We start from the raw sequence: 21,737 nt of genomic DNA, 5'->3' as shown, positions 1-21,737 counted from the left end.
TCCTTTGTTTTCTTTTCTATTAAGGGCAAAAGAAAGGGGAGCTGCCCCTGGCAGTCTCCCCTTCCCTGTTGAATCTTACTTGAAGTACTGCACGCCGCCCAGGAACAGAGGCTGCAGTTTGTTCCCCGGGATGTTCTTCATGAGACCATCGGTGAACCGTTCGGTGTGGCCCATTTTGCCCAGGACCCGCCCGTCCGGGCTGGTGATGCTTTCAATGGCATACAGGGAGCCGTTGGGGTTGTAGGGGCTTTCCATGGTGGGATCCCCAGCCTGTTTTACATACTGGGTTGCCACCTGGCCGTTGGCAAAGAGTTTCTTGATCTCTTCTTCGGTGGCCACGAACCGGCCTTCCCCGTGAGAAACGGCGATGGTGTGGATGTCTCCCGGTTCAGTGAGGGCCAGCCACGGAGATTTGTTGGAAACCACTTTCGTTTCCACCATCCGGGAAATGTGCCGGCCAATGGTGTTGAAGGTCAGAGTGGGAGAGGTTTCCGTCAGAGGACGGATGTCTCCATAGGGCACCAGACCCAGTTTGATCAGGGCCTGGAAGCCGTTGCAGATCCCCAGTGCCAGGCCGTCCCGGTTATACAACAGGTCCATGACCGCTTCCTTCAGGGACGGATTCCGGAACATGGTGGCAATGAATTTGCCGGAGCCTTCCGGTTCGTCGCTGGCGGAGAACCCGCCGGGGATGGCCAGGATCTGGGCTTCCTTGATCCGTTTGGCCATTTCTTCCACGCTTTCCTTGATGGCGTCCGGAGTCAGGTTCCGGATCACGAAAATATCCGCCTTGGCACCGGCTGCTTCAAAGGCCGCAGCGGTGTCGAATTCGCAGTTCAGGCCCGGGAACACAGGGATGAACACCCGGGGCTGGGCCACGTTGTAGGGAGCGGTGAGCGGCAGGTCGTTCCGGTAGTAGGGCATCCGGCAGATGTCCTTGCCGGAATCCTTCACCACAGAGGGGAATACCCCTTCCAGGGTCCGGGTATAGGCTGCCTTGATTTCGTCCAGGCTGATGGCAGTGTCGTTGACGGTGACTTTCCCATCGTCGGTGAGTTTGCCCAGCACCAGGAAGTCGCTGCCGGCGAAGACTTTCTCCGCATCGGCACCGGGAGCCAGTTCCACCAGGAATCCGCCGGGCTGGAGGGTGAACAGGCATTCTTCGTGGAGGAATGGCTTCACAAAGCCAAAGCCCAGTCCGTTGCCCAGGCACATGGAGGAGATGGCTGCGGCCACGCCCCCTTCTTTCACCACACCGGCAGTAAGGATCCGTTTGCCCAGGATGGCCTTGTGGACGCTGTCCAGGAGGGTCCGGAGGGCAGGGTAATCCACCACTTCGTGTTCATCGCAGGGTACGGGGATGAACACCACGGTGTTGCCGGCCTGTTTGAATTCGTTGGAGATGGTGTCACGGCCGTCCATGACCCCTACTGCAAAGCAGATCAGGGAAGGCGGGACTTCCAGGTCCATGAAGGTGCCGCTCATGGAGTCTTTGCCGCCGATGGCCGGCAGTTCCAGTTCGCAGCAGGCTTTATAGGCACCCAGGAGAGCGGCGAAAGGCCGGCCCCAGGTATGTTCCGTATGGAGTTTGGGGAAGTATTCCTGCATGGAAAGACGCAGTTTCTTCGGATCGGCGCCCATGGCCGCAGCCCGGCACACGGCTTCCACCACCGCGTACATGGCCCCATGGTACGGGCTCCAGCAGCACACGTTGGGATCATAGCCGCTGGCCATGACGGAGGTGGCGTTGGTCTTGCCGTGGAGTACCGGCAGACGGGCGGCCATGCCTTCGGTGCGGGTCAGCTGGTTCCGGCCGCCGTAGGGCATCAGTACGCTGCCCCGGCCGATGGAGCCGTCGAACCGTTCACCCAGCCCTTCTTCGCTGCACACGTTCAGCCGGTCCAGGTTGGCCAGCCAGGCTTCTTTGATATCCTTCTTCCCTTCCACTTCTGCAGGGGTGCTGTTGAAGGGAGAGGTTTCTTCCACTCCGTCCACTACCACGTTGGATTTCTGGGGAATGCCGTTGGTGTCCAGGAAAGCCCGGGACAGGTCCACGATCTTTTCCCCTCTCCAGTACATCACCAGACGGGGATCTTCCGCCACTTCCGCCACCACCGTGGCTTCCAGGTTTTCCTTGGCGGCAGCGGCCATGAATTTGTCCAGATCTTTGGCAGCGATGCACACCGCCATCCGTTCCTGGGATTCACTGATGGCCAGTTCCGTGCCGTCCAGGCCTTCGTACTTCTTGGGCACCTTGTCCAGGTTGATCACCAGGCCCGGAGCCAGTTCCCCGATGGCCACGGAAACACCGCCGGCCCCGAAGTCGTTGCACCGTTTGATGAGACGGGTCACTTCCGGATCCCGGAACAGCCGCTGGATTTTCCGTTCGTTGGGGGCGTTCCCCTTCTGGACTTCCGCACCGCATTCGCTGAGGGATTTGGTGGTGTGTTCCTTGGAGGCACCGGTGGCGCCGCCCATGCCGTCACGGCCGGTACGGCCGCCCAAAAGAACGATCAGATCGCCGGCAGCCGGACGTTCCCGGACTACAGCGTCCCGGGGAGCAGCCCCGATGACGGCCCCCACTTCCATTCTCTTGGCCACGAATTTGGGATGATAGTATTCTTCCACGGAACCGGTGGCCAGACCGATCTGGTTCCCGTAGGAGCTGTACCCGGCAGCGGCACCCAGGGTGATCTTCCGCTGGGGCAGTTTGCCCTTCAGGGTCTGTTCATAGGGAGTCCGGGGATCTGCGGCCCCGGTGACCCGCATGGCCTGGTACACATAGCTCCGGCCGCTGAGGGGATCCCGGATGGCCCCGCCCAGACAGGTGGCAGCGCCCCCGAAAGGTTCGATTTCAGTGGGATGGTTGTGGGTTTCGTTCTTGAACATCACCAGCCAGTCTTCTTTTTTGCCGTCCACGTCAATGGGAGCCACGATGCTGCAGGCGTTGATTTCTTCCGAAGCATCCAAATCAGGGATCTTCCCTTCCTTCTTCAGCTTCTTGGTGGCCAGGCAGGCCATGTCCATCAGGGTAATGGGCCGCTGGGTGTCTTTCCCGTAAACGAAATCCCGGTCTTTTTTGTACAGGTCGTAGGCTTCCGCCACCGGCTGGGTGTAGACACCGTCGGTGATGGAAACGTTTTCCAGTTTGGTTTCAAAGGTGGTGTGCCGGCAGTGGTCGGACCAGTAGGTATCCAGCACCTTGATTTCCGTAATGGAAGGATCCCGGTCTTCTTTCTTGAAATATTCCTGGATGAAAGCCAGATCTTCCAGGCTCATGGCCAGTTCCTGTTTGTTCAGGAAGTCTTCCAGGCCCTTTCTGTCCAGGGCACGGAAGCCGTCCAGCACAGCCACCGGTTTGGGCACATCCCAGGTCATGTCCAGGGTGTCAGGCTTGTCGATGGCCGCTTCCTGGGCTTCCACCGGGTTGATGCAGTAGTGTTTGATCTTTTCAAAGTCGGCGTCGGACAGGTCCCCTTCCAGCAGGAACACCTTGGCAGCAGCCACAATGGGCCGCTGGCCCTGGGTGATGGCCTGGATGCACTGAGCGGCAAAATCTTCTCTCTGGTCATACTGGCCGGGGAGCAGTTCCACGGCAAAGCTCCGGAAACCGGCAGGGATCTCCAGTTCTTCGTCCCGGACCACATCCACCGGGGCTTCGCTGAGCACCAGGCTTCTGGCCTGTTGGTATTCTTCGTCAGTGAGCCCTTCCAGGTCGTACCGGTTCACGATCCGGACGCTTTTCAGGTTCTTCAGCCCCAGGGTCTGCTGGAGATCGGAACACAGACCTGCTGCTTCCACAGCATATTCTTTCTTCTTCTCCACAAATACACGTCTAATTTTGTCGCTCATGACAGCCTCCCTTAAAAATACTCGTTGATAAAATTATTCTCCCGCGGGAACAATTTGTCAAGGATTTCCCATGCATTTTCACTGTCCACATAGATCATGCCGGCTTTCTGGAGCTGTTCCGGTCCGTAGAGGCCGAAGAACAGCTGGGTGAAGGTCCCCACGTCCAGCAGCACCTCCGGGTCGTCCAGGGTGTTTAGCAGCTGGATCCCCTCCCGGGTGAAGTTCAGCTTCACCAGCATGGTGTTGAGGGCGATCTGTTCGTCCTTCAGGGCCAGCACCAGGGTCTTCCCCACCAGGCTCTCCGGTACGGAAAGAGCCTTCAGGCAGGCCGCGGCGTTGATCACCCGGCCCATCATGAAGGGGGCCTCCCGGGGCGCCAGGGCCTGGTCCGGCAATTGGGTCCAGGTCAGGTCGTCTTCCGGCGCCAGCCAGTCCAGGGTCTTGTAGGTGCCCGCCAGCCCCTTGAAGTACTGGAGCAGACGGATTTTGGCCGGGGGTTCTGCAGCAGCCATTTCCTGGACGGTCACTTTGTCTCCCTCTCTATTATACAACGCGTAAGCCTTTGGTGCACCGTCATTCCGGATGATTACCGTCTCAAAATTTTCCTGGGCGGCAGTCAGAAGGGTGTTCTCCCACACCCGGTGGTCCCGGACCACATAGCCGTGGTACCCGGCCATGGCTTTTTCATAGACGGGAGCCACCAGTTTTTCCCCGCTCCGGGTGTCCACCCGTTCCGGTTCGTACCCGTCCAGAGGGTGTCCCGCCAGATCCAGTCCGGCCAGAGGCAGGGTGTAATGCTTCCGGAGATGGGTCCAGGCAAAGCCGTAGGGCTGGTAGATCCCGGCGTAAATGGGCATGAGGATCACAAAAGGCACCTTCAGGGCCCGGAGGGTGGTGAAGGCGGTTTCCATCAGGTCCCCCATCACATGGTGTCCCCGGGCCACCGGATCCGTGGCCACCCCCACAATATAGGGCACCTTCCAGTCCCGTCCCCGGAGCCGGAGCACATAGGGGTTCAGGTGGAGCATGGTCAGCAGCTTCCCGTCCTGGAATCCACCCAGGATCCGGTTCTGCTTCAGGGCATATTCCCCGAAATACCATTCATAAAAAGGCGTCCCCTTCTTTTCAAAGCAGTAATCCCACAGGTCCGCCGCCTGGGACAGGGTATCCTGCTGGAGCAAACGAAAATCCATGGCAATCCTCCTTCAGCGGATGATGGTATTGTATTTTTTCACCATGAACACAGGCTTGTAGGATTCCTTGGCTTCCCGGAGTCCTTCCTTGCCCATGTCCTCTTCCCGGTTGATGTAGGTCACATCGGGCCATTCATGAGCGATGTATTCCTTGTTGATGGCGGTGTACAGGCCCCGGATGTCCGGATCCGCCTTTTCCACATGGATCACCGCCGTGTTCTTCCCGGCCCGTTCCCCGAAGGTGAAGGCCTTCACCTGGCCGTCCAGCCGGATCAGACCGCCCCGGAGCTGGAGGGTATCCAAGTTGTTCAGCCCTTCCTGGATGGCGTCGAATTCCGCCACAATGGAAGGATCGGTGAGTTCCCGCTGTTCCACCCACTGTTTCCCGTAGGCAATGCATTCGTCCTTGTTGGCCGGGGTAATGGGCTCGTAGACGAATTCCGGGTTGTCCTTCAGGAACTGGTTGTAGTGGTTCTTCTTTCCGTGGAGCTTCCGGCCGCTGAGACTGGCCAGGCTGGCACGCTGGTACACATAGTCCCAGTTGTCCCGGTCCGGAGTGAAGGTGTTCACCTGGGGCAGGTATTTCTGGAACCGTTCGATGGTATGCTCGTAGATCCCGTGCATTTCGAAAGGTTCCCCTTTAAAGTACTGCTTCAGGGCGCAGATCACTTTTGGCAGGTCATCGTTGACCCCGCCGAAAGGAGGCAGCACGAAAGTGGTGCCGTTGACGGTGACCTTGATGATGAGACAGCCGTGGCTGATGGCCCAGTAGCTGTCATACTGCTTCCGCCAGATAAAGATGGACCCGAAACAGCATTCCGAGGCATGGTAGTCCTCTTCGGTAAAGTAATCATCGAATATCGGCTTGTCGTCGATACTGATATGCTTGAATTCTAAAATAAGAATCGCTCCCTCATTTGTAAGATGTTTATATGTATCTATTATTATAACAGATGAGTCAAGAGGCTTACAGCATCCCCATATCGTTCAGTTTGTCCACCCGGAATCCGTAGTCGGCGGTCTGGACCACCTGGACGAAGGCCGTGTTGGCCAGGCTCATCCGCCACATGTTGTCTATGGGGAACCCCAGGATCTGACACACCAGGAGCCGGATCAGGCCCCCGTGGCTGACGCACAGGATGGTGCCTTCCGGTTCCATTTGGTCCACCAGTTCCCGGAAGGTTTCCCATCCTCTTTTTTGGGAAGCGGCCAGGTCTTCCTCCGCTTCCAGGTCCACCTGTCCCGGCTTCAGGAAAATATCCCGGAGGGTATCCGGATCCTTTTCCTGGATCTCCCGGAGATGATGGCCGTCCCATTTCCCGAAGGAAATCTCCCGGAGCCCGGGAAGGGCCTTTGCTTCCATGCCCCGGGCCGCCGCCAGAGGGGCAGCCGTTTCCCGGGTCCGGATCAGGTCCGAAGTATAGAGGGCATCCAAAGGCACCCGGGCAGCCCGGGTCACCAGGGCGGATGCCTGTTTCCGGCCGGTGTCGTCCAGGGGGTTGTTGGACCAGCCCTGGAGGATCCCCTGCCGGTTGGCCAGGGTTTCCCCATGGCGCACCAGATAGATTGTCTTCATGTTTCTTTCCTTTATTCCACCCTCCGGCCGGGTTTCAAAAACCGCCGGAATACAAAATGGGGCTGTCCTGCGACAGCCCCCATTTTCTCCCTGTTATGCTCTGGCAATATAATCCCCGGTACGGGTATCGATTTGCAGAACGTCCCCTTCGTTGATGAACAGAGGCACTTTGACCACATAACCGGTATCCATTTTGGCGTTCTTGCTGCCGCCGGTAGCGGTGTCCCCTTTGATCCCCGGTTCGGTTTCCACTACGGTCAGTTCCACCGTGTTGGGCAGTTCCACACCCAGGATCCGGTCCTTGAAGGTGATGACCTTAACGTCCATGTTTTCCTTCAGGAAGTTCACGGCCTTGCCCAGCTGATCCTTGTTCAGTTCCAGCTGATCATAGGTTTCATTGTCCATGAACACATAGGTGCCATCGGCTTCGTACAGGTACTGCATGCCTTTTCTTTCCACAATGGCGTTTTCCAGACGTTCAGCCGCGTTGAAAGTCCGTTCCACCACAGCGCCGGTGCACAGGTTGCGCATTTTGGCCCGTACGAAAGCAGCGCCTTTACCCGGTTTTACATGCTGGAATTCAACGACCTGCCAAGCATCGCCGTCAATTTCAACCGTTACGCCAGTTTTAAAATCGTTCGTAGAAATCATGAAAACAACCTCCAAAAAAATATAGTTTATATGGGTAAATCAGAGTTCCTTCAGTTCCTTGGGCACGGAAGTGAGCCGTTCGCAGCCCGTTTCCGTGACCAGTACCGTATCCTCGATCCGGACACCGCCCTGATCAGGGAGATAGACGCCCGGTTCGATGGTCACCACCGCACCAGCCGGCAGAGGCTGGTCATTGGCCCGGTTCAACACCGGTTTTTCGTGGATGTCCAGGCCCACGCCGTGGCCCAGGCCATGGCCGAAGTTGGGTCCGTAGCCTTTGCCGGTGATGAAGTCCCGGACGGCTCCGTCCACCTGGATGCCGGTAAGCCCGGCCTTCAGGGTCTTTTCTCCCAGCAGGTTGGCCCGGAGTACGATATCATAGATTTCCTTCTGCCAGGGAGCAGCCTTCCCCACCACCACCGTCCGGGTGATGTCGGAGCAGTAGCCCCCATAGGTGGCCCCGAAGTCGAACGTGATGAAATCGCCCGCTTCTACCACCTTGTCAGAAGCCACCCCGTGAGGCAGGGCGCTCCGTTTGCCGGAGGCACAGATGGTTTCGAAGGAAGGCTTGGTGGACCCCAGCTTCCGCATGTTGTATTCCAGTTCCGCCGCCAGATTGCTTTCCGTCCGGCCAGCCCGGATATGGGGCAGCAGCTGGAGGAAGGCTTCGTCGGAAATGGCCACTGCCTTCCGGATCAGGGCCATCTCTTCCGGGGTCTTCACCGCCCGCATGCCCACCAGGTTCACATTCTTCCAGGTGGCATGGGGCAGGGCCGCTGCCAGTGCCCGCTGTTCCGTATAGGAGAAATAATCCCCGTCCAGGGCCAGGTTGTCCGACTGGGGCAGTTTGGCCGCTTCCGGCCAGAACCCGTGGAGATGTTCCACCAGTTCGCAGTCCGGAGCCTGCTGGCGCACCTGGAGGGTATACCGGGAATCGGTGATGATCACCGCCCGGTGGGCATCCACATACAGCAGGCTGTCCCCGCCGGTGAAGCCGGTGAAATACCGGATGGAAGAATCTCCCTTGATGAAGATCCCATCCACTTTTTCCTGTTCCAGAAAACTCCGGAGTCTTTCCAGTGCCTTCATCCTATCGTCTCCTTGTGCTTCGTCCAACAAAATCAGTTCGACTAATCTATTGTACTCTTAAACCCCGAAAAAAAGCAAGGGTTTCTATATACTTTGTTACAAATTGTTTTGTTTTATTTCTTCAGACGGCGGACCAGGGAGAAGGGAGCCATCCGTCCATCCCCTTTGGCGGTGAACACCATCTGGGCATGGGGAGCGGCGGTAAGGGGATTTCCCTCCCCGTCCTGCATATCCTCCAGGGTCCAGGAGAAGATTTCTCCCCCGGGAGTCAGCACTTCCAGCACTTCCCCGGCCTTCACATGGTTCCGCTGTTCCAGGGTCACCCGTCCGCTGGCCGGATCGAAATCCTTCACCAGGGCCACGAAATCCGCGCTCTGTTCATAGGAACTGGTGGTGTACACCTGGTCTTCCGGGCCGGTCTTCCCAAGGGCGAACCCGGTAGTATAGGGCCGGTGGGAGACTTTTTCCAGTTCCTGTCGGAGACTTTCCGGCACGGTGAAATGTTCCGGATCCTCCCAGCACAGATCGATGGCTTTCCGGTAGGCGCTGACCACGGTGGCCACATAATGGACGCTTTTCATCCGGCCTTCGATCTTCAGGCTGGTGACCCCTGCCTCCATCAGCTGGGGCAGATAGTCAATGAGGCACAGATCCTTGGAATTCATGATGTAAGTGCCCCGTTCATCCTCTGCCATGGGGAACACTTCCCCGGGCCGGTTCTTTTCCGTCAGGCCGAATTCCCACCGGCACACCTGGGCACAGGCCCCCCGGTTGCTGTCCCGACCGGTGAAGTAGTTGCTCAGCAGGCACCGTCCGGAATAGGAAATGCACATGGCCCCGTGGACGAACACTTCCAGGTCCGCGGTGATCTTTTCCCGGATCTCCCGGATTTCCTGGAAGGACAGTTCCCGGGCCAGCACCACCCGTTCCGCTCCCAGGTCTTCCCAGGCTTTGGCGGTGGCCCAGTTGGTCACGTTGGCCTGGGTGCTTACATGGAGCCCCAGACCGGGGACCACTTTCCGGGCCGTCATCCACACTCCCAGGTCGGACACCAGCAGGGCATCCACCCCTGCGGCCTCCAGATCCCGGAGATAATCCGGCAGGGGCGGCAGGTCGCTGTTGTGAGGGAAAATGTTCACGGTCACATAAACCTTTTTCCCCAGGCTGTGGGCAAAGGCCGTGATCTCCCGGATCTCTTCCAGAGAGAAATTGGCGGCAAAGGCCCGGAGCCCGAAGGCCCGGCCTCCCAGATAAATGGCGTCGGCTCCGTACAACAGAGCCATCCGGCCTTTTTCCAGGCTCCCGGCGGGAGCCAGCAGTTCAGGTTTGTTCACTGTGCTTCTCCTATGACTTCTCCAGGGTTCAGTTTCTGGATCATGGCCACATGTTCTTCGTAGGTTTTGGTAAAGTGATGGTAGCCTTCCTTATCCGCCACAAAGTACAGATAATCGGTCATCACCGGATGGATCACTGCACGGATGGCGTCCATGCTGGGGTTCCCCACCGGTCCCGGAGGCAGGCCCTTGTTCAGGTAGGTGTTGTAGGGAGATTCCAGCTCCAGGTCGTCGTAGGTGACTTCCTTCTTCTGGGCTCCCAGGATGTACTGGATGGTGGTGTCGGACTGGATGGGCATCCCCATCTGGAGGCGTTTTTCAAACACCCCGGCAATAAGAGGCATTTCCTCCTTGTGGGTGGCTTCCCGTTCCACCATGGAAGCCAGGGTCACAATGTCCCGGAGGGGCAGGTAGCTTTTCTGGATGTCCCTGCGCAGGTCCGGGGTCAGCTTTTTGTTGAACTCCTGGACCATCATGGCCACCATATCCTTGGCGGTGGCGTTTTCCGGGATGTTGTAGGTGGCCGGGCAGATGAACCCTTCCGCCTTGTACACCACATCCGGATTGCGGCTTTCCATGTAGGTGTAGGGAGTATAGTTCCGGCAGGCATCCTTGAAGGCCTGGGCGGTGGTCAGGTGTTCCCGTTCCAGCTTCAGGGCGATTTCGTTGATGGTGGCCCCTTCCGGCACCGCAAAGCTGTTGGAATGGACCTTCCCTTTGGACAGGATGTTGATGATCTCCCCGTCGCTCATGCCGGCGGTGATTTCGTAGGTGCCGGCCTGGAGATGGTTTTCCAGACCTTTCACCCGGGCTGCCAGCCGGAAGGATTCCGGAGTCTGGATCAGCTTTTTGTCGTGGAGCAGGGTGGCAATGTCAGAGGTGGTCATGCCTTCCGTAACTGTGAACCGGACCTTCTGACCGGTGGCCAGGCTGGTGTTGGTGTTGAAGTAGTCCAGGTACCAGTAGCCTCCGAACAGAAGGGCCAGCACCAGGGCGATCCCGATGGGCAAGAATTTTTTCCGCATAATGGGCCTTCCTGGTTACTGGGCATCCATTTCGTCCATGATTTCCTCATAGGCTTTCCGGACTGCTTCGAATTCTTCATCGGTGGGATCCAGGTACACCGGGTCCCCCTTGTCATCAAAATCCACCCGGGCAATGATCACATTGTCCTCTTCCTCCGGGTCCGTGTCGTCCTCTTCCGGGATCTGGGTCAGAAGGGCGAAGTTCTTCCCATCCATGGGGATCACCATTTCTTCCAGATAATAGGATTCGTTGCCTTTTTCGTCGGTGATCACCACCACCGCTTCCTGGTCTTCCGTTGCCAGCAGCTTTTCGTCGTCGTTCTTGGCCATTGTTATTTCCTCCTCGGGCTGTCCAGGTAATTCTGCAGGATGACCACAGCGGCCATCATGTCGATGATTTTCTTCCGTTTCTTCCTCTGGAGATCCGCCTCGATCAGGACTTTTTCCGCTGCTACCGTAGAGAGCCGCTCATCCCAAAGGACAACCGGGATGGACGGGAAGCGTTCCTCCAGGATGGTTTTGAATTCTTCACTGGCCCTGGCTCTGTCGCCAATGGACCCGTTCATGTTCTTGGGGTAGCCCAATACGAACTGCCCCACTTCTTCCGCCTCCACCAGTTCCGTGAGACGGTTCAGGTCGTTTTCCAGCCCCTTCCGGCGGATGGTCTCCACCCCCCGGGCGATGAAGCCGGTTTCGTCGCTGACGGCCACCCCGATGGTCCGGGTGCCCAGATCCAAGCCCATGATCCTCATCAGCGTTCTGATTCCTCCAGGTAGGCCTGGAGCAGGGCTTCGATCAGTTCGTACCGTTCAAAATGGCGGATCTTCAGCCGGGCATCCTTGTAGCTGGTCACATAAGCCGGATCCCCGCTCAGGAGATACCCGGCCAGCTGGTCGATGGGGTTGTACCCTTTTTCCTTCAGGGCCTCTGCCACCTCCCGGATGGTTTCCGCCACACTTTTGGTTTCCGGAACCGGTTTGAACATGGTGGTTTCCTGTGTAGTACGAGACATGTTTCTCCCTCCTTTGTAAAGAAGGGGCTGTTGCACGGCAACACCCCCCGCTTTATTCAATAAAAATACTGACTGATGATCAGGGGAATGGATTCCTGGAACAGGACCAGCATCACCTCGATGGGGACTTCCATCCCTTCCAGGATCCACCGCATGGTCATTTCTTCCCCACCGTAGATCACCATTTCCGTGGCGAACTGGATGTGGGGGTTCGTCAGATCCGCTCCCGCTTTTTTCAGCATCAGGTGATAGGCATCCCGGACAAACCGCCGGTTGGTCTGGCGGATGTCTTCCACATCACAGCTGGTGTACAGGTTCTGCAGGAACTTCAGGTTGGCCTTGTACAGCAGGAACTTTTTGTACAGAGCCTCGGACCAGCAGTGGCTTTTCAGGATATCCCGGCTGTGACGGGCCAGGATATGGAGATACACCCAGTGGGCCAGATCCTTCTTGTTCTTGCAGCAGCGTTCAAAATCTTCCTTTGTCAGCCCCGCATCCCGGACGATTTCGTCCACTGTGATGTCGTGGAGGTGTTTCTTCTCCAGCAGATGGTACAGGGCTTTTCCCAGTTTTTCCTTTGGATCCATTTCCACACCTTCTTGTCAACCCAATCTTTCCTGTTGGTTGGTTTTCTCAGTTCAGCTGGCCTTCCACCAGTTCCAGCGCCTTGGCCAGTCCTGCCTGGACCTTGGAGGCATCCTTGCCCCCGGCCTGGGCCATATCCGGCCGGCCGCCGCCGTTGCCGCCCATGGCCTGGGCAACTCCCTTGGCGATCTTCCCGGCATGGATGCCTTTCTGGACTGCTTCCTTGGAAGCCATCACCAAGATGTTCACCTTGTCGGCGCTCATAGGTGCAGCCAGCACAACCACCCCGCCGGTCTTATCCCGGAGGGTGTCCCCCATTTTCCGCAGGGCATCCACATCCTGTACCTTCACTTCCTGAGCCAGGAAGGGCACACCCTTCACCTCTTTGGCATCTGCCGTTACGCTGGCAGCCTGGGCAGCCACCAGTTTCTTTTCCATTTCATCAGCCCGGTGTTTTTCCGCCCGCAGGTCTTCCTGGAGGGCATTGATCCGGGTCACCAGGTTGTTGGGACGGCCCTTTACCGCAGCGGAAGCTTCCCCGATCAGATCTTCCAGTTCCCGGGTGTAAGCCAGGGCGCCCCGGCCGGTCACCGCTTCAATCCGCCGCACCCCGGCGCCAACGCTGGATTCAGACAGGATCTTGAACAGGCCGATGTGGCTGGTGTTGGACACATGGACACCGCCGCACAGTTCCATGCTGTAACCGGGCACATTCACCACCCGGACAATCTTGCCGTATTTTTCGCCAAACAGGGCCATGGCGCCCATTTCCTTGGCTTTTTCCAGATCCTGCTGGGAGATTTCCACATCCACTGCATCCAGGATCTTTTCGTTGACAATGTCTTCCACCTGGGCCAGTTCTTCTTCCGTCAGCGGAGAGAAATGGGAGAAGTCGAACCGGAGACGGTCCGGCCCCACATAGCTGCCGGCCTGGTTCACGTGGCTGCCCAGCACCTGTTTCAGGGCTGCATGGAGCAGATGGGTGGCCGTATGGTTCCGGGCAATGTCCCCCCGGCGTTTCAGGTTCACTTCGAATTCCACTTCATCCCCTACTGCCAGGGTTCCCTGTTCCAGGGTGCCCAGCTGGATGGTGTACCCATCGGGCAGCTTTTTGGTGTCAGTAACGTTGAAAATGCCCTTGTCGGACACCAGCCGGCCGGTGTCTCCCAGCTGGCCGCCCCCTTCTGCATGGAAGGCGGTGTTGGTGAGGATCACTGCCAGTTCATCCCCGCTTTTGGCGTTCTGGATGGGCTGGGTATCGTGAGCGGGGAAGATGGCGGCCACTTTGCCGTTTTTGCTGGCTTCGTCCACCGTCAGGTTCCCCAGTTTCAGATGACGGGTTTCATAGAGCACCGGTTTGCCCTCTTTGTCATTCCGGGCGGCACGGGCTCTTTCCCGCTGGGCTTCCATGGCTTTTTCAAAGCCTTCCTTGTCCATGGTGAAGCCCTGTTCTTCCAGGATTTCTTCGGTCAGTTCCCAGGGGAAACCGAAGGTGTCATACAGTTGGAAGGCGTCTTCCCCGTTCAGCACGGTGCTGCCGGCTTTCCGCATGGCATCGATCTTCTGGTTCAGGAGATCCGTGCCCTGTTCCAGGGTCTGGAGGAAGGAGTTTTCTTCCATGGCGATGACTTTTTCAATGTAGCTTTTCTTTTCCCGCAGGTCCGTGTAATGGTCCCCGTACATGTCGATGACCAGGTCCGCAGCCCCCACCAGGAATTCCTTCCGGATGCCCAGGAGACGGCCGTGACGGATGGCCCGGCGGAGCACCCGGCGCAGGATGTAGCCCCGGCCTTCATTGGAGGGCAGGATCCCGTCCCCGATCATGAAGGTGACGGAACGGGCATGGTCGGCGATGACCTTCAGGGAAATATCATCCTTGGGGTCCGCATTGTAGGTTTTGCCGGACACTTTGCAGGCGTATTCGATAATGGGGAAAATCAGGTCCGTTTCAAAGTTGCTGGGTTTTTCCTGGAGCACGGAAGCCACCCGTTCCAGGCCCAGGCCCGTATCGATGTTCTTGTGCTGGAGAGGAGTGTAGCTGCCGTCCGCTTCCTTGTTGTACTGGGTGAACACCAGGTTCCACAGTTCCAGGAACCGGCCGCAGTCGCAGCCGGGCCCGCAGTCAGGACTGCCGCAGCCCCGTTCTTCCCCCAGGTCGATATGGATTTCGGAATCCGGGCCGCAGGGACCGCCGCTGGCGATTTCCCACCAGTTGTCTTCCAGCTTCACGATCCGTTCCGCCGGCACCCCGCACACATCGTGCCACAGGTCATAGGCTTCCTGGTCCTTGGGGTACACAGTGATCCACAGTTTGTCCGCCGGCAGTTCCAGCACCTTGGTGAGGAATTCCCAGGCCCAGGGGATCACTTCTTTCTTGAAGTAGTCCCCAAAGGAGAAGTTCCCCAGCATTTCGAAATAAGTATGGTGCCGGGCCGTACGGCCCACGTTTTCAATATCCCCGGTCCGGACACATTTCTGGCAGGTGGTGATCCGGGTGGCAGGCGGTTTCACCTTGCCGGTAAAATACGGCTTGAACGGAGCCATGCCTGCGCCAATCAGAAGCAGCGTAGGGTCATCATGAGGAATCAGGGACGCACTGGGCAGTACCAGATGGCCCCGTTCCTTAAAGAAATCAAGATACTTCTGCCGAATCTCATTACCAGTTAAATATTTCATTACCAACTCTCCCAAATTCCCTCCAGCAAAAAGGAAAAAATCCCATCAGCCAGAAAATTAATTTCTCTTTCGTATCCCATAAATTATATAAAAAGAGAAGAAGGCTGTCAAATAAATAAGGGGCTGCTGATCAGCAGCCCCTATTCCCTGTACATCCCTGCTATGGCCTCTTCCACAGTCCTGGCCTGGATGATGGTGACTTCTTTGGGTTCTTTTCCTGGTGGGAAACTTCCTTTGGGGACGATGAACCGGTGGAATCCCAGCTGGGCCGCTTCTTTGATCCGCCGGTCCGCCAGGCCCACCCGGCGCAGTTCCCCGGTAAGGCCCACTTCGCCCACCGCCAGCACCCCCATGGGCACCGGCCGGTTCCGGTAACTGGAAACCAGGGCTCCCAGAATGGCCAGGTCCGCCGCTGGTTCCTTCACCTTCATGCCCCCTACGGCGCACACATAGGCATCCTGATCCCCGAAGTTCATGCCGCAGCGCTTTTCCAGCACCGCCAGCAGCATGTTCACCCGGTTGAAGTCCACCCCCACCACCGTCCTCCGGGGCAGCCCGAAGGGGGTGTGGGACACCAGGGCCTGGATTTCCGTCAAAATGGGCCGGTTCCCTTCCATGGCGGCAGTGATCACCGACCCGGATACCGGTTCTTCCTTGGCTTCCAGGAACAGTCCGGAAGGGTTGGCCACTTCCCGGAGCCCTTCCTCTTCCATGGAAAAGATCCCGCATTCACTGGTGGAGCCGAACCGGTTCTTCAGAGCCCGGAGCACCCTGTAGGTGTAGGACCGGTCCCCTTCGAACTGGAGCACCACGTCCACCATGTGTTCCAGCAGCCGGGGGCCTGCAATGTTCCCTTCCTTGGTCACGTGGCCGATGATGATCACCGCGATCCCTGTTTCCTTGGCAAAGGTCAGCAGCTTGGCGGTGCATTCCCGCACCTGGCCCACACTGCCGGCGGCGCTTTCCAGTTCCTGGTTGTACATGGTCTGGATGGAGTCGATGACCAGGAGACGGGGCTTCACCTGTCTGGCCTGGACCAGGATGGTGCCCAGTTCCGTGGCCGTCATGATCTGCAGAGCATCCGTTGCCTGTCCCAGCCGCTCTGCCCGCATGGCCGTCTGGGCTTCGCTCTCTTCCCCGGATACATAGAGCACCCGGGCACCCCGGGCCGCCGCCTTCATGGAAACGTCCAGGGTGATAGTGCTTTTGCCGATGCCGGGGGCCCCGCCCAAAAGGACCAGGGACCCGGGGACGATGCCGCCCCCCAGCACCCGGTCGAACTCATGGATGCCGGTGGTCATCCGCTGGACCTTCACCTTTTCCACCTGTTTCAGGGTCTTGGGGGTGGGGGCTTCCGTAATGGCAAGATAAGACGGCCGCTGCCGGCTGGGAGCCGGAGCCGCCGTTTCTTCCACCAGGGTATCCCACTGGCCGCATTCCGGGCATTTGCCCAGCCATTTGGGAGTGGAATACCCGCAGTTCTGGCAGACGTAATGGGTTTGTGTCTTGGCCACTTACTCCTCCTCCTGGAGCAGCTGGTACGCATTCCGCACGATCTGTTCCTTGTTTTCTTCGCTTACATGGTCCCCCAGCACATGGAGGAAATAATCCAGCAGCCGGGCCTCCCGGCCGGTGATCAGTTTGTGGGCCGCCAGCAGCTGGACCAGCTGGCCGGAGGATTTCACGTCCTTCCCCGCAGGAAGCTGGGGCTGGACATGGGGTTCCCGGGGCAGCCGGATGATCCGGATAAAGCCCCCGTTCCCCCGTTTGGATTCCACTTCATACCCCCGTTCCGGGGTGAAGCGGGTAGTCAGGGTGTAGGTGATCTGGCTGGGAGCACAGGACAGCTTTTCCGCCAGCTGGCTCCGTTTCACATCCACCCGGTCCTGTTCGTTGGCGAACAGCTCGCTGATGATGAATTGCTCTATGGCATCTGCAATATTGCGCATGATGATTACCTCCTACGGGACAGACAGGTTCTCCCATGCTCTATTATATTTGACAATTTGACGTTTGGCAAGAGGGAATTGTTTCACCCCAACACCCTGGCCCCCACTAAAACCTGCAGTCCCAGGATCACCGGCACCCCGATGGTGAATTTCAGATGCTTCGTCTTGTGCCGGAACAGGAACATGGCCAAAAGAGCCCCCACACTGCCCCCCAGGGCCGCCAGCCCCAGCAGCCGGATTTCCGGCACCCGCCAGGCCCCCCGTTTGGCACAGAATTTGTCATAGCCGTACACGGCAAAAGTAATAACATTGATCAAAAGAAGTCCCGCTGTAAGCGGGGTAAGTTGGAAAGACATGATATTGAGCTCCTTTATGGTTCATCGTTTAAGAAAGAAAGCAGACCGGCCCTGCCGGGAGGCCGGGACGGGCTCCCCTGCGGGTAGCCCCTACGGCAGGGAACAACGGTGTTCTCCGGCAGTGCATCCACCTTTATATATCCGCCCTTTTCAAGGGCGGGGGACCGTTGCGCTTGCGCAATGGTGGTGGGTTAGCAGCCCCGCTGCGTTTCTATTCAGGATCATCTGCCCTTGGCAGATGATTTCATTCGGCTAGAGACTAGAGACTAGTGACTGTAAGCTCCCTGATCCTTACCGGCGACGCCCCGGTCTTTCCGTCCCGCTGCCTCTGGTCCACCCTGCACCCTGCCAGAAGGACCAGCAGCAGGCACAGGGCTGCCAGGGCCGTGGTTTTTCCCAGACATTTCATCGTGGCCGCCCTCCTTGTTTCTTTCTATTGTAGCATACAAAGGAAACATTGACTCTTTCTCTTCTTTTCCTACGATGAAATTACCTGCAGTATAGTGGAAGAAATGCTGTCCCATGCCCAGGACGCCCCCACAGACCGAACCCTGCCGGGAGGCCGGGACGGGCTTCCCTGCGGGCAGCCCCTACGCCGTTGCTGTCGAAGGACCGATGCAACAACGGTGTTCTCCGGTTGTTGTCCCAGGCAGACCGGCCGCTGGCCGGACCTCTTGCACGGACAACCGCAGATCCCGTCCACCCGATTGAACAATCACCATCTGACCCTAACGTGGTAGGGGCGTGCCGCAGGCCCGCCCGTCCCGGCCTGCGGTTTCATACGTTTATGGAAACCCGCCCAGCGGGTTTCCACCACAGGTCTCATTTCCCGTTTCCTCAATCAAAATGTCTCCAGCTGCCACATCGTGGACAGGGCCGGATTTCTCCTGTTGCAGCGTAAGCAATGGTATTTAGGGAAGACGGCCCACCTCCGGCCGAATGTGAAAACTGCCCATTGTTCGCTCTCGGGTGCTTGCTTTCTTCCCATGCGTCCAGGGTCCGCTGCAGCCTGCCCAGCTTGATTCCGATCGCCAGTGCATCTTTTGTTTTCATCCTGTTCCCTCCTGTTTTCGGGTATAAAAATGCCGCCCCGCTAGGGACGGCTGGTGCTTTTATTCAAATTTCTATCTGATACGAAACAAATCCTATCATAATCGACGATAATGGATATCTTCCTCAGCAAGCTGTACCGCATATAGAATAGCATCATCACTGGTTACAATATCTCCATCCTTAATGGCATCAGCCATTTCTTGACGAAGTTCATCCGTTTTCAACGTCACTCTGATTCCAAATATAAAATCATCATGGTTCCATATCTTGCTAAGAACATCCATCATCTTTCTTTCAGTTGGCGTTGGCTCTGGTAATGTATGCTCATTCATTTTATTTTTTCCTTTCTAATGAATTCATACTGATTAAATCCTATATTTTTAAAAGTATAGCAATAATTTTCCACAGCTTTCTGCAACCATTTTTTCTTTCGTTCTTCTTTCGTAAGGTTTGTGTTAAGGACACTGACTACTTCAGCATACTCTTTTGGAGATAGGCGTATTGTGGTATGTTGCCGTTTTACATGTCTATCCCTTTTTAGGTTATCATTTTTTTGCTTGTCTATCAACTTGTTTTCAATACCTGGTGATTTAGAAAATCTTCCCCTAATTTCTGGGTCTCCCCCACGTGGATGCGCTGCTTTATTAAATTTGTCCATGGTGGCTACCCGCAGCATCATGGTCTTTAGTTTCAGCAGGATTCGGCCTTTATTCTCCATCGTCACATCATCCTCTCAAATTCTTTTTCCCGTATGGTCTGAATCCTGTTCCCCATGTAAATCCTGGCCGGGAAGGTCACCTGATCCAGGTCGATAACCGGCTCCGGGTAGCACCGGCAGTTGGGGCAGCAGCCCGCATGGTAATGGCCCAGGGTGTTCCGGCGGGGCTTCCCGTCTGCGTTGGGAATCGGGAATAGATCCTCCGGCGCTGGTGGATGGTTCCAGTTCACCAGGACCCCTTCAATCTTTTCGTGGCTGTGCCGGGTCCTGGCATCTCCGACGGCCCGCCAGATATACCAATGGGCCCCCAGTCGATTGGACCGCTGCCAGGTCAGGCTGGTGCTTGTCATGGAGGTCTGGGTCCGGGCGGATCAGTTCGGCCCTGGCCGTCGTTTTCTCTGGGAACATTTTTTGGATCTCTTCCGCGATGTCGGAGGCCCATCACCATCTTCATGGCAGCGGACTGGCACAGCTTCTGATATTCTTTTGTCCGGGTGATCTGGAGCAGGATCCGCTGGATTTCGTCCGGGTCATTCGTTTCTTTCACTTTCCGCACGATGGTCCTGGCAATGGCCAGCAGCCGGCGCCGGAACGCTGCCTCAATGCGGCGTTTGGGCTCCCAGAGAGAACGGTTCTTTTTCATGGTTGCTCACTTTCAGACATGAAAAAACCGCCGACGTTTCCACGAAGGCGGTTATATTAAATTCCAGGTACGCAATCTTTGATACCCTTGGCCATTCTCATGGCCATCTGCATCAATAGGATACGGTAAATGATTCGGATGTTATCCATCAGTAAATTTGCTTCCTTTCTTTCCAAGCCTTACGGGCTTCATCCAGGGACATTTTATTGGCGCCTCCAGAAAATTCAGGATTTCCTGCCTGTACTGGGTCATCTTCCCAACCACAAATACTGCAAATATCATAGAGTTGGTTGCCTTCCACAATCCCTTTTCCACAACAAAGACACTTGTGGTAGTTATTTTTTTCCTCCATGTTCCAAATCCCCTTTCTTCATTTCTTTATAATACTCTAGCTCCTTTACCGGTCTAAAATACGTATATATTCCACGATCTGGACGTCCTTTGGCAAACTCATTTTTCTCCACATCGTGCCTTGTTAAAATATTGTTTTTGTCGACATGCCCCAAAATGCCATTTCCAGTCCCAGATTGGACAAGCTCCATCCCTCTTTTAATATACTCTTCTCTGGTAATATTGCCAAACTCTGCAATCGGGGGTAAGAGTACGCTTTGCCATAGTATTCCACTCCTTTGCCTTTGGTCCCTTTCAGTATGAGGTATAAATAGATTTTGAGCAAGAAGCTTATGCATTTACACAAAATATTTTACACTCTCGATCATTCCGTTATCCAAGGGGATCATCTCCCCTGTCTTCACAAATTTGGTTCGCATATAGAATCATATCAGAAGGAGTGGTAATCTTTCCAGATTCGATAGCTTCTATGACTTCCCTACGCTCATCGTCTGTTTTTATGACCAGTCTATTTCCAAATATGAATTCATCGTTATTCCATACTGTACGCAGCTTATCTACCATCTTCTTTTCCAGTCCCTTTGGCTGAGGCATCCTTTGGTTCCAATCAGTCATTTGATTTTAACCCTCCTGTAGCACAGGCAGTTTGGACAGCAGCCGGCATGCTAATGATCCAGCTGTTTATCCATGGGAAGCTCCTTCATTATCCAGTTGAAGAGCATAATAGATGGCGTCTTCTTCTGTCTGGACATCGCCGTCTTCAATGGCATCACGCATTTCCTGGCGCAGCTCATCTGTTTCCAGGGTTGCACAGATTCCAAACAGAAATTTTTCATCTTTGGATATGCGTTCAAGGGACTCTATCATTTTTTGTTCGATGACCGTAGGCTTCGGCAGCTTATATCCGTTCATTTCAATTTCTTCTCCCTATAAAAGCGATATCCTCCGCCAGTTCACCGTCCCTATGAGACCAGGGACTTGCCCGCCAGGCCGGAGATTCTGTAGAGTACCGTCCATACGGCCCGTTCTACCGTCCCGCACTTCACGCTGCACTCTTCACTTTTCCTTTTTCACCTGTGCCACCACGTCCCGGTCGGTGACCGCCACTACTTTGGCAGGGGCTTTTTTCCCGAGTTTGCAGACGGAAGATATTTCTCCATTAGAAGCGGTTTAAGTTTAATATATTTTATTCACGGTTCGAAAAACTTTTTCCATTCCGGGTTCTCCCGATCAAATAAAGACTTTTGCTCATGCGTCAGTTTTTGGGGGTAGTCCGTCCACAAATTAAATTCATGGACCCGATCAAAGCTGAAGATCATTTCCCCAAGAGAATCGCCGTCTTTCCACCAGACCTTATCCAGGGGGTTGTTCTTGTACCAGGGATAATTATACTTACTTTTCATAGCCCCGTTCCCCTTTCTTCTGCTCATTCTTGTCAGTATTGATATGAGCCAGAATCTCTTTAAGAGTAGATTCTTCCGTCGTTTGGATAATTATCGTACACCTTCTCGTATCCTGGACTGTTTCCAGCGCCTTTCCCATCGTTGACCACAGCAAGCACACGGATTTTTAAATCCAGTTTTTTCCCATTCGAAGAGCTAATGAATGCCTCAGGGCAATAGTCCCCTGCACTCATTGCTTCCGGTGTGTGTCCAATTCAGGTATAGGATTTCT

At 56.0% G+C, this 21,737-nt stretch carries 27 protein-coding genes; all 27 read right to left on the bottom strand.

The window, feature by feature from the left end:
• Positions 1-75 precede the first annotated feature (75 nt).
• Positions 76-3,852: a phosphoribosylformylglycinamidine synthase gene (locus tag ACTQY1_RS09730; protein WP_441374127.1), complete on the bottom strand. Its 3,777-nt coding sequence runs from the start codon at positions 3,850-3,852 to the stop codon at positions 76-78.
• A gap of 11 nt (positions 3,853-3,863) precedes the next feature.
• Entirely contained in the window at positions 3,864-5,045 is a 1,182-nt protein-coding gene (locus ACTQY1_RS09725; protein ID WP_279127636.1) for a GNAT family N-acetyltransferase, read from the bottom strand.
• Positions 5,046-5,057: 12 nt separating this feature from the next.
• The gene (locus ACTQY1_RS09720) at positions 5,058-5,906 is read right to left on the bottom strand and encodes a DUF2156 domain-containing protein (RefSeq protein WP_441368730.1); all 849 of its coding nucleotides are present in this window, start codon (positions 5,904-5,906) and stop codon (positions 5,058-5,060) included.
• 106 nt (positions 5,907-6,012) lie between these two features.
• A complete protein-coding gene (locus tag ACTQY1_RS09715; RefSeq protein WP_288311032.1) occupies positions 6,013-6,621 on the bottom strand; it encodes a histidine phosphatase family protein in 609 nt (202 codons plus the stop codon).
• Positions 6,622-6,714: 93 nt separating this feature from the next.
• Positions 6,715-7,272 carry an elongation factor P gene (efp, locus tag ACTQY1_RS09710; protein WP_022487620.1) on the bottom strand — a complete coding sequence of 186 codons (558 nt, stop codon included), beginning with the start codon at positions 7,270-7,272 and terminating at the stop codon, positions 6,715-6,717.
• 39 nt (positions 7,273-7,311) lie between these two features.
• Entirely contained in the window at positions 7,312-8,361 is a 1,050-nt protein-coding gene (locus ACTQY1_RS09705) for a M24 family metallopeptidase (protein WP_441368629.1), read from the bottom strand.
• A gap of 113 nt (positions 8,362-8,474) precedes the next feature.
• Positions 8,475-9,695, bottom strand: a complete 1,221-nt coding sequence (locus tag ACTQY1_RS09700) for a peptidase U32 family protein (RefSeq protein WP_441368628.1) — start codon at positions 9,693-9,695, stop codon at positions 8,475-8,477.
• Complete coding sequence (mltG, locus tag ACTQY1_RS09695; RefSeq protein WP_288311034.1) at positions 9,692-10,720, bottom strand: endolytic transglycosylase MltG; 1,029 nt, start codon at positions 10,718-10,720, stop codon at positions 9,692-9,694. The genes ACTQY1_RS09700 and mltG overlap by 4 nt, the downstream gene beginning before the upstream one ends.
• Positions 10,721-10,735: 15 nt before the next feature.
• Positions 10,736-11,050 carry a DUF1292 domain-containing protein gene (locus tag ACTQY1_RS09690; protein WP_022487616.1) on the bottom strand — a complete coding sequence of 105 codons (315 nt, stop codon included), beginning with the start codon at positions 11,048-11,050 and terminating at the stop codon, positions 10,736-10,738.
• Positions 11,051-11,052: 2 nt separating this feature from the next.
• The gene (ruvX, locus tag ACTQY1_RS09685) at positions 11,053-11,472 is read right to left on the bottom strand and encodes a Holliday junction resolvase RuvX (protein WP_022487615.1); all 420 of its coding nucleotides are present in this window, start codon (positions 11,470-11,472) and stop codon (positions 11,053-11,055) included.
• On the bottom strand, positions 11,472-11,732 hold the full coding sequence (locus ACTQY1_RS09680) for an IreB family regulatory phosphoprotein (RefSeq protein ID WP_022487614.1): 261 nt from the start codon (positions 11,730-11,732) through the stop codon (positions 11,472-11,474). Before ACTQY1_RS09680 ends, ruvX begins: the two co-directional genes overlap by 1 nt.
• Before the next feature lie 56 nt (positions 11,733-11,788).
• Positions 11,789-12,319 carry a TetR/AcrR family transcriptional regulator C-terminal domain-containing protein gene (locus ACTQY1_RS09675; protein WP_441368627.1) on the bottom strand — a complete coding sequence of 177 codons (531 nt, stop codon included), beginning with the start codon at positions 12,317-12,319 and terminating at the stop codon, positions 11,789-11,791.
• A gap of 46 nt (positions 12,320-12,365) precedes the next feature.
• Entirely contained in the window at positions 12,366-14,993 is a 2,628-nt protein-coding gene (alaS, locus tag ACTQY1_RS09670) for an alanine--tRNA ligase (protein ID WP_308664527.1), read from the bottom strand.
• 140 nt (positions 14,994-15,133) lie between these two features.
• The gene (gene radA / locus ACTQY1_RS09665; protein ID WP_441368626.1) at positions 15,134-16,507 is read right to left on the bottom strand and encodes a DNA repair protein RadA; all 1,374 of its coding nucleotides are present in this window, start codon (positions 16,505-16,507) and stop codon (positions 15,134-15,136) included.
• Positions 16,508-16,942 carry a CtsR family transcriptional regulator gene (locus ACTQY1_RS09660; protein WP_022487610.1) on the bottom strand — a complete coding sequence of 145 codons (435 nt, stop codon included), beginning with the start codon at positions 16,940-16,942 and terminating at the stop codon, positions 16,508-16,510. It abuts the gene before it with no gap.
• Positions 16,943-17,025: 83 nt separating this feature from the next.
• Positions 17,026-17,298, bottom strand: coding sequence for a DUF1294 domain-containing protein (locus ACTQY1_RS09655; RefSeq protein WP_441368625.1), 273 nt, complete (start codon positions 17,296-17,298; stop codon positions 17,026-17,028).
• A gap of 259 nt (positions 17,299-17,557) precedes the next feature.
• Positions 17,558-17,707, bottom strand: a complete 150-nt coding sequence (locus tag ACTQY1_RS09650) for a hypothetical protein (RefSeq protein ID WP_441368624.1) — start codon at positions 17,705-17,707, stop codon at positions 17,558-17,560.
• Positions 17,708-18,135: 428 nt separating this feature from the next.
• Positions 18,136-18,351 carry a hypothetical protein gene (locus ACTQY1_RS09645; RefSeq protein WP_288174580.1) on the bottom strand — a complete coding sequence of 72 codons (216 nt, stop codon included), beginning with the start codon at positions 18,349-18,351 and terminating at the stop codon, positions 18,136-18,138.
• A 95-nt stretch (positions 18,352-18,446) separates the two neighbouring features.
• Positions 18,447-18,683 carry a hypothetical protein gene (locus ACTQY1_RS09640; RefSeq protein WP_288174581.1) on the bottom strand — a complete coding sequence of 79 codons (237 nt, stop codon included), beginning with the start codon at positions 18,681-18,683 and terminating at the stop codon, positions 18,447-18,449.
• Positions 18,680-19,069, bottom strand: coding sequence for a hypothetical protein (locus ACTQY1_RS09635; protein WP_288174582.1), 390 nt, complete (start codon positions 19,067-19,069; stop codon positions 18,680-18,682). Before ACTQY1_RS09635 ends, ACTQY1_RS09640 begins: the two co-directional genes overlap by 4 nt.
• Positions 19,070-19,071: 2 nt before the next feature.
• Complete coding sequence (locus tag ACTQY1_RS09630; protein WP_022487553.1) at positions 19,072-19,419, bottom strand: phage protein F; 348 nt, start codon at positions 19,417-19,419, stop codon at positions 19,072-19,074.
• A complete protein-coding gene (locus tag ACTQY1_RS09625) occupies positions 19,416-19,712 on the bottom strand; it encodes a hypothetical protein (RefSeq protein ID WP_441368623.1) in 297 nt (98 codons plus the stop codon). The genes ACTQY1_RS09630 and ACTQY1_RS09625 overlap by 4 nt, the downstream gene beginning before the upstream one ends.
• A 148-nt stretch (positions 19,713-19,860) precedes the next feature.
• Positions 19,861-20,064 carry a CPCC family cysteine-rich protein gene (locus tag ACTQY1_RS09620; protein ID WP_279128333.1) on the bottom strand — a complete coding sequence of 68 codons (204 nt, stop codon included), beginning with the start codon at positions 20,062-20,064 and terminating at the stop codon, positions 19,861-19,863.
• Positions 20,048-20,254, bottom strand: a complete 207-nt coding sequence (locus ACTQY1_RS09615) for a hypothetical protein (protein ID WP_441368622.1) — start codon at positions 20,252-20,254, stop codon at positions 20,048-20,050. The genes ACTQY1_RS09620 and ACTQY1_RS09615 overlap by 17 nt, the downstream gene beginning before the upstream one ends.
• A gap of 181 nt (positions 20,255-20,435) precedes the next feature.
• On the bottom strand, positions 20,436-20,678 hold the full coding sequence (locus ACTQY1_RS09610) for a hypothetical protein (RefSeq protein WP_279128334.1): 243 nt from the start codon (positions 20,676-20,678) through the stop codon (positions 20,436-20,438).
• 66 nt (positions 20,679-20,744) lie between these two features.
• Entirely contained in the window at positions 20,745-20,975 is a 231-nt protein-coding gene (locus ACTQY1_RS09605; RefSeq protein WP_022487554.1) for a hypothetical protein, read from the bottom strand.
• Between the two features lie 278 nt (positions 20,976-21,253).
• A complete protein-coding gene (locus ACTQY1_RS09600; protein WP_022487555.1) occupies positions 21,254-21,466 on the bottom strand; it encodes a DUF7675 family protein in 213 nt (70 codons plus the stop codon).
• Positions 21,467-21,737: the final 271 nt, after the last annotated feature.

Source organism: Acidaminococcus sp. HCP3S3_G9_1 (assembly GCF_052122455.1).
In the GTDB taxonomy this organism is placed as follows: Bacteria; Bacillota; Negativicutes; order Acidaminococcales; family Acidaminococcaceae; genus Acidaminococcus.
The sequence above is the reverse complement of the archived record's forward strand: the minus strand, read 5'-3'. Positions and strand labels throughout refer to the sequence as shown.

Bases quoted from the DNA above. Each gene is read 5' to 3' on its own strand.
- mltG (WP_288311034.1), bottom strand. From the start codon at position 10,720: ATGCGGAAAAAATTCTTGCCCATCGGGATCGCCCTGGTGCTGGCCCTT.
- ACTQY1_RS09610 (WP_279128334.1), bottom strand. From the start codon at position 20,678: ATGACTGATTGGAACCAAAGGATGCCTCAGCCAAAGGGACTGGAAAAG.
- ACTQY1_RS09650 (WP_441368624.1), bottom strand. From the start codon at position 17,707: ATGAAATGTCTGGGAAAAACCACGGCCCTGGCAGCCCTGTGCCTGCTG.
- ACTQY1_RS09705 (WP_441368629.1), bottom strand. From the start codon at position 8,361: ATGAAGGCACTGGAAAGACTCCGGAGTTTTCTGGAACAGGAAAAAGTG.
- alaS (WP_308664527.1), bottom strand. From the start codon at position 14,993: ATGAAATATTTAACTGGTAATGAGATTCGGCAGAAGTATCTTGATTTC.
- ACTQY1_RS09615 (WP_441368622.1), bottom strand. From the start codon at position 20,254: ATGGAGCTTGTCCAATCTGGGACTGGAAATGGCATTTTGGGGCATGTC.
- ACTQY1_RS09635 (WP_288174582.1), bottom strand. From the start codon at position 19,069: ATGGAGAATAAAGGCCGAATCCTGCTGAAACTAAAGACCATGATGCTG.
- ACTQY1_RS09715 (WP_288311032.1), bottom strand. From the start codon at position 6,621: ATGAAGACAATCTATCTGGTGCGCCATGGGGAAACCCTGGCCAACCGG.
- efp (WP_022487620.1), bottom strand. From the start codon at position 7,272: ATGATTTCTACGAACGATTTTAAAACTGGCGTAACGGTTGAAATTGAC.
- ACTQY1_RS09660 (WP_022487610.1), bottom strand. From the start codon at position 16,942: ATGCGCAATATTGCAGATGCCATAGAGCAATTCATCATCAGCGAGCTG.
- ACTQY1_RS09600 (WP_022487555.1), bottom strand. From the start codon at position 21,466: ATGAAAAGTAAGTATAATTATCCCTGGTACAAGAACAACCCCCTGGAT.
- ACTQY1_RS09630 (WP_022487553.1), bottom strand. From the start codon at position 19,419: ATGACAAGCACCAGCCTGACCTGGCAGCGGTCCAATCGACTGGGGGCC.
- ruvX (WP_022487615.1), bottom strand. From the start codon at position 11,472: ATGAGGATCATGGGCTTGGATCTGGGCACCCGGACCATCGGGGTGGCC.
- ACTQY1_RS09640 (WP_288174581.1), bottom strand. From the start codon at position 18,683: ATGAATGAGCATACATTACCAGAGCCAACGCCAACTGAAAGAAAGATG.
- ACTQY1_RS09645 (WP_288174580.1), bottom strand. From the start codon at position 18,351: ATGAAAACAAAAGATGCACTGGCGATCGGAATCAAGCTGGGCAGGCTG.
- ACTQY1_RS09605 (WP_022487554.1), bottom strand. From the start codon at position 20,975: ATGAACGGATATAAGCTGCCGAAGCCTACGGTCATCGAACAAAAAATG.
- ACTQY1_RS09730 (WP_441374127.1), bottom strand. From the start codon at position 3,852: ATGAGCGACAAAATTAGACGTGTATTTGTGGAGAAGAAGAAAGAATAT.
- ACTQY1_RS09725 (WP_279127636.1), bottom strand. From the start codon at position 5,045: ATGGATTTTCGTTTGCTCCAGCAGGATACCCTGTCCCAGGCGGCGGAC.
- ACTQY1_RS09625 (WP_441368623.1), bottom strand. From the start codon at position 19,712: ATGAAAAAGAACCGTTCTCTCTGGGAGCCCAAACGCCGCATTGAGGCA.
- ACTQY1_RS09680 (WP_022487614.1), bottom strand. From the start codon at position 11,732: ATGTCTCGTACTACACAGGAAACCACCATGTTCAAACCGGTTCCGGAA.
- ACTQY1_RS09690 (WP_022487616.1), bottom strand. From the start codon at position 11,050: ATGGCCAAGAACGACGACGAAAAGCTGCTGGCAACGGAAGACCAGGAA.
- ACTQY1_RS09620 (WP_279128333.1), bottom strand. From the start codon at position 20,064: ATGGAGGAAAAAAATAACTACCACAAGTGTCTTTGTTGTGGAAAAGGG.
- ACTQY1_RS09675 (WP_441368627.1), bottom strand. From the start codon at position 12,319: ATGGATCCAAAGGAAAAACTGGGAAAAGCCCTGTACCATCTGCTGGAG.
- ACTQY1_RS09655 (WP_441368625.1), bottom strand. From the start codon at position 17,298: ATGTCTTTCCAACTTACCCCGCTTACAGCGGGACTTCTTTTGATCAAT.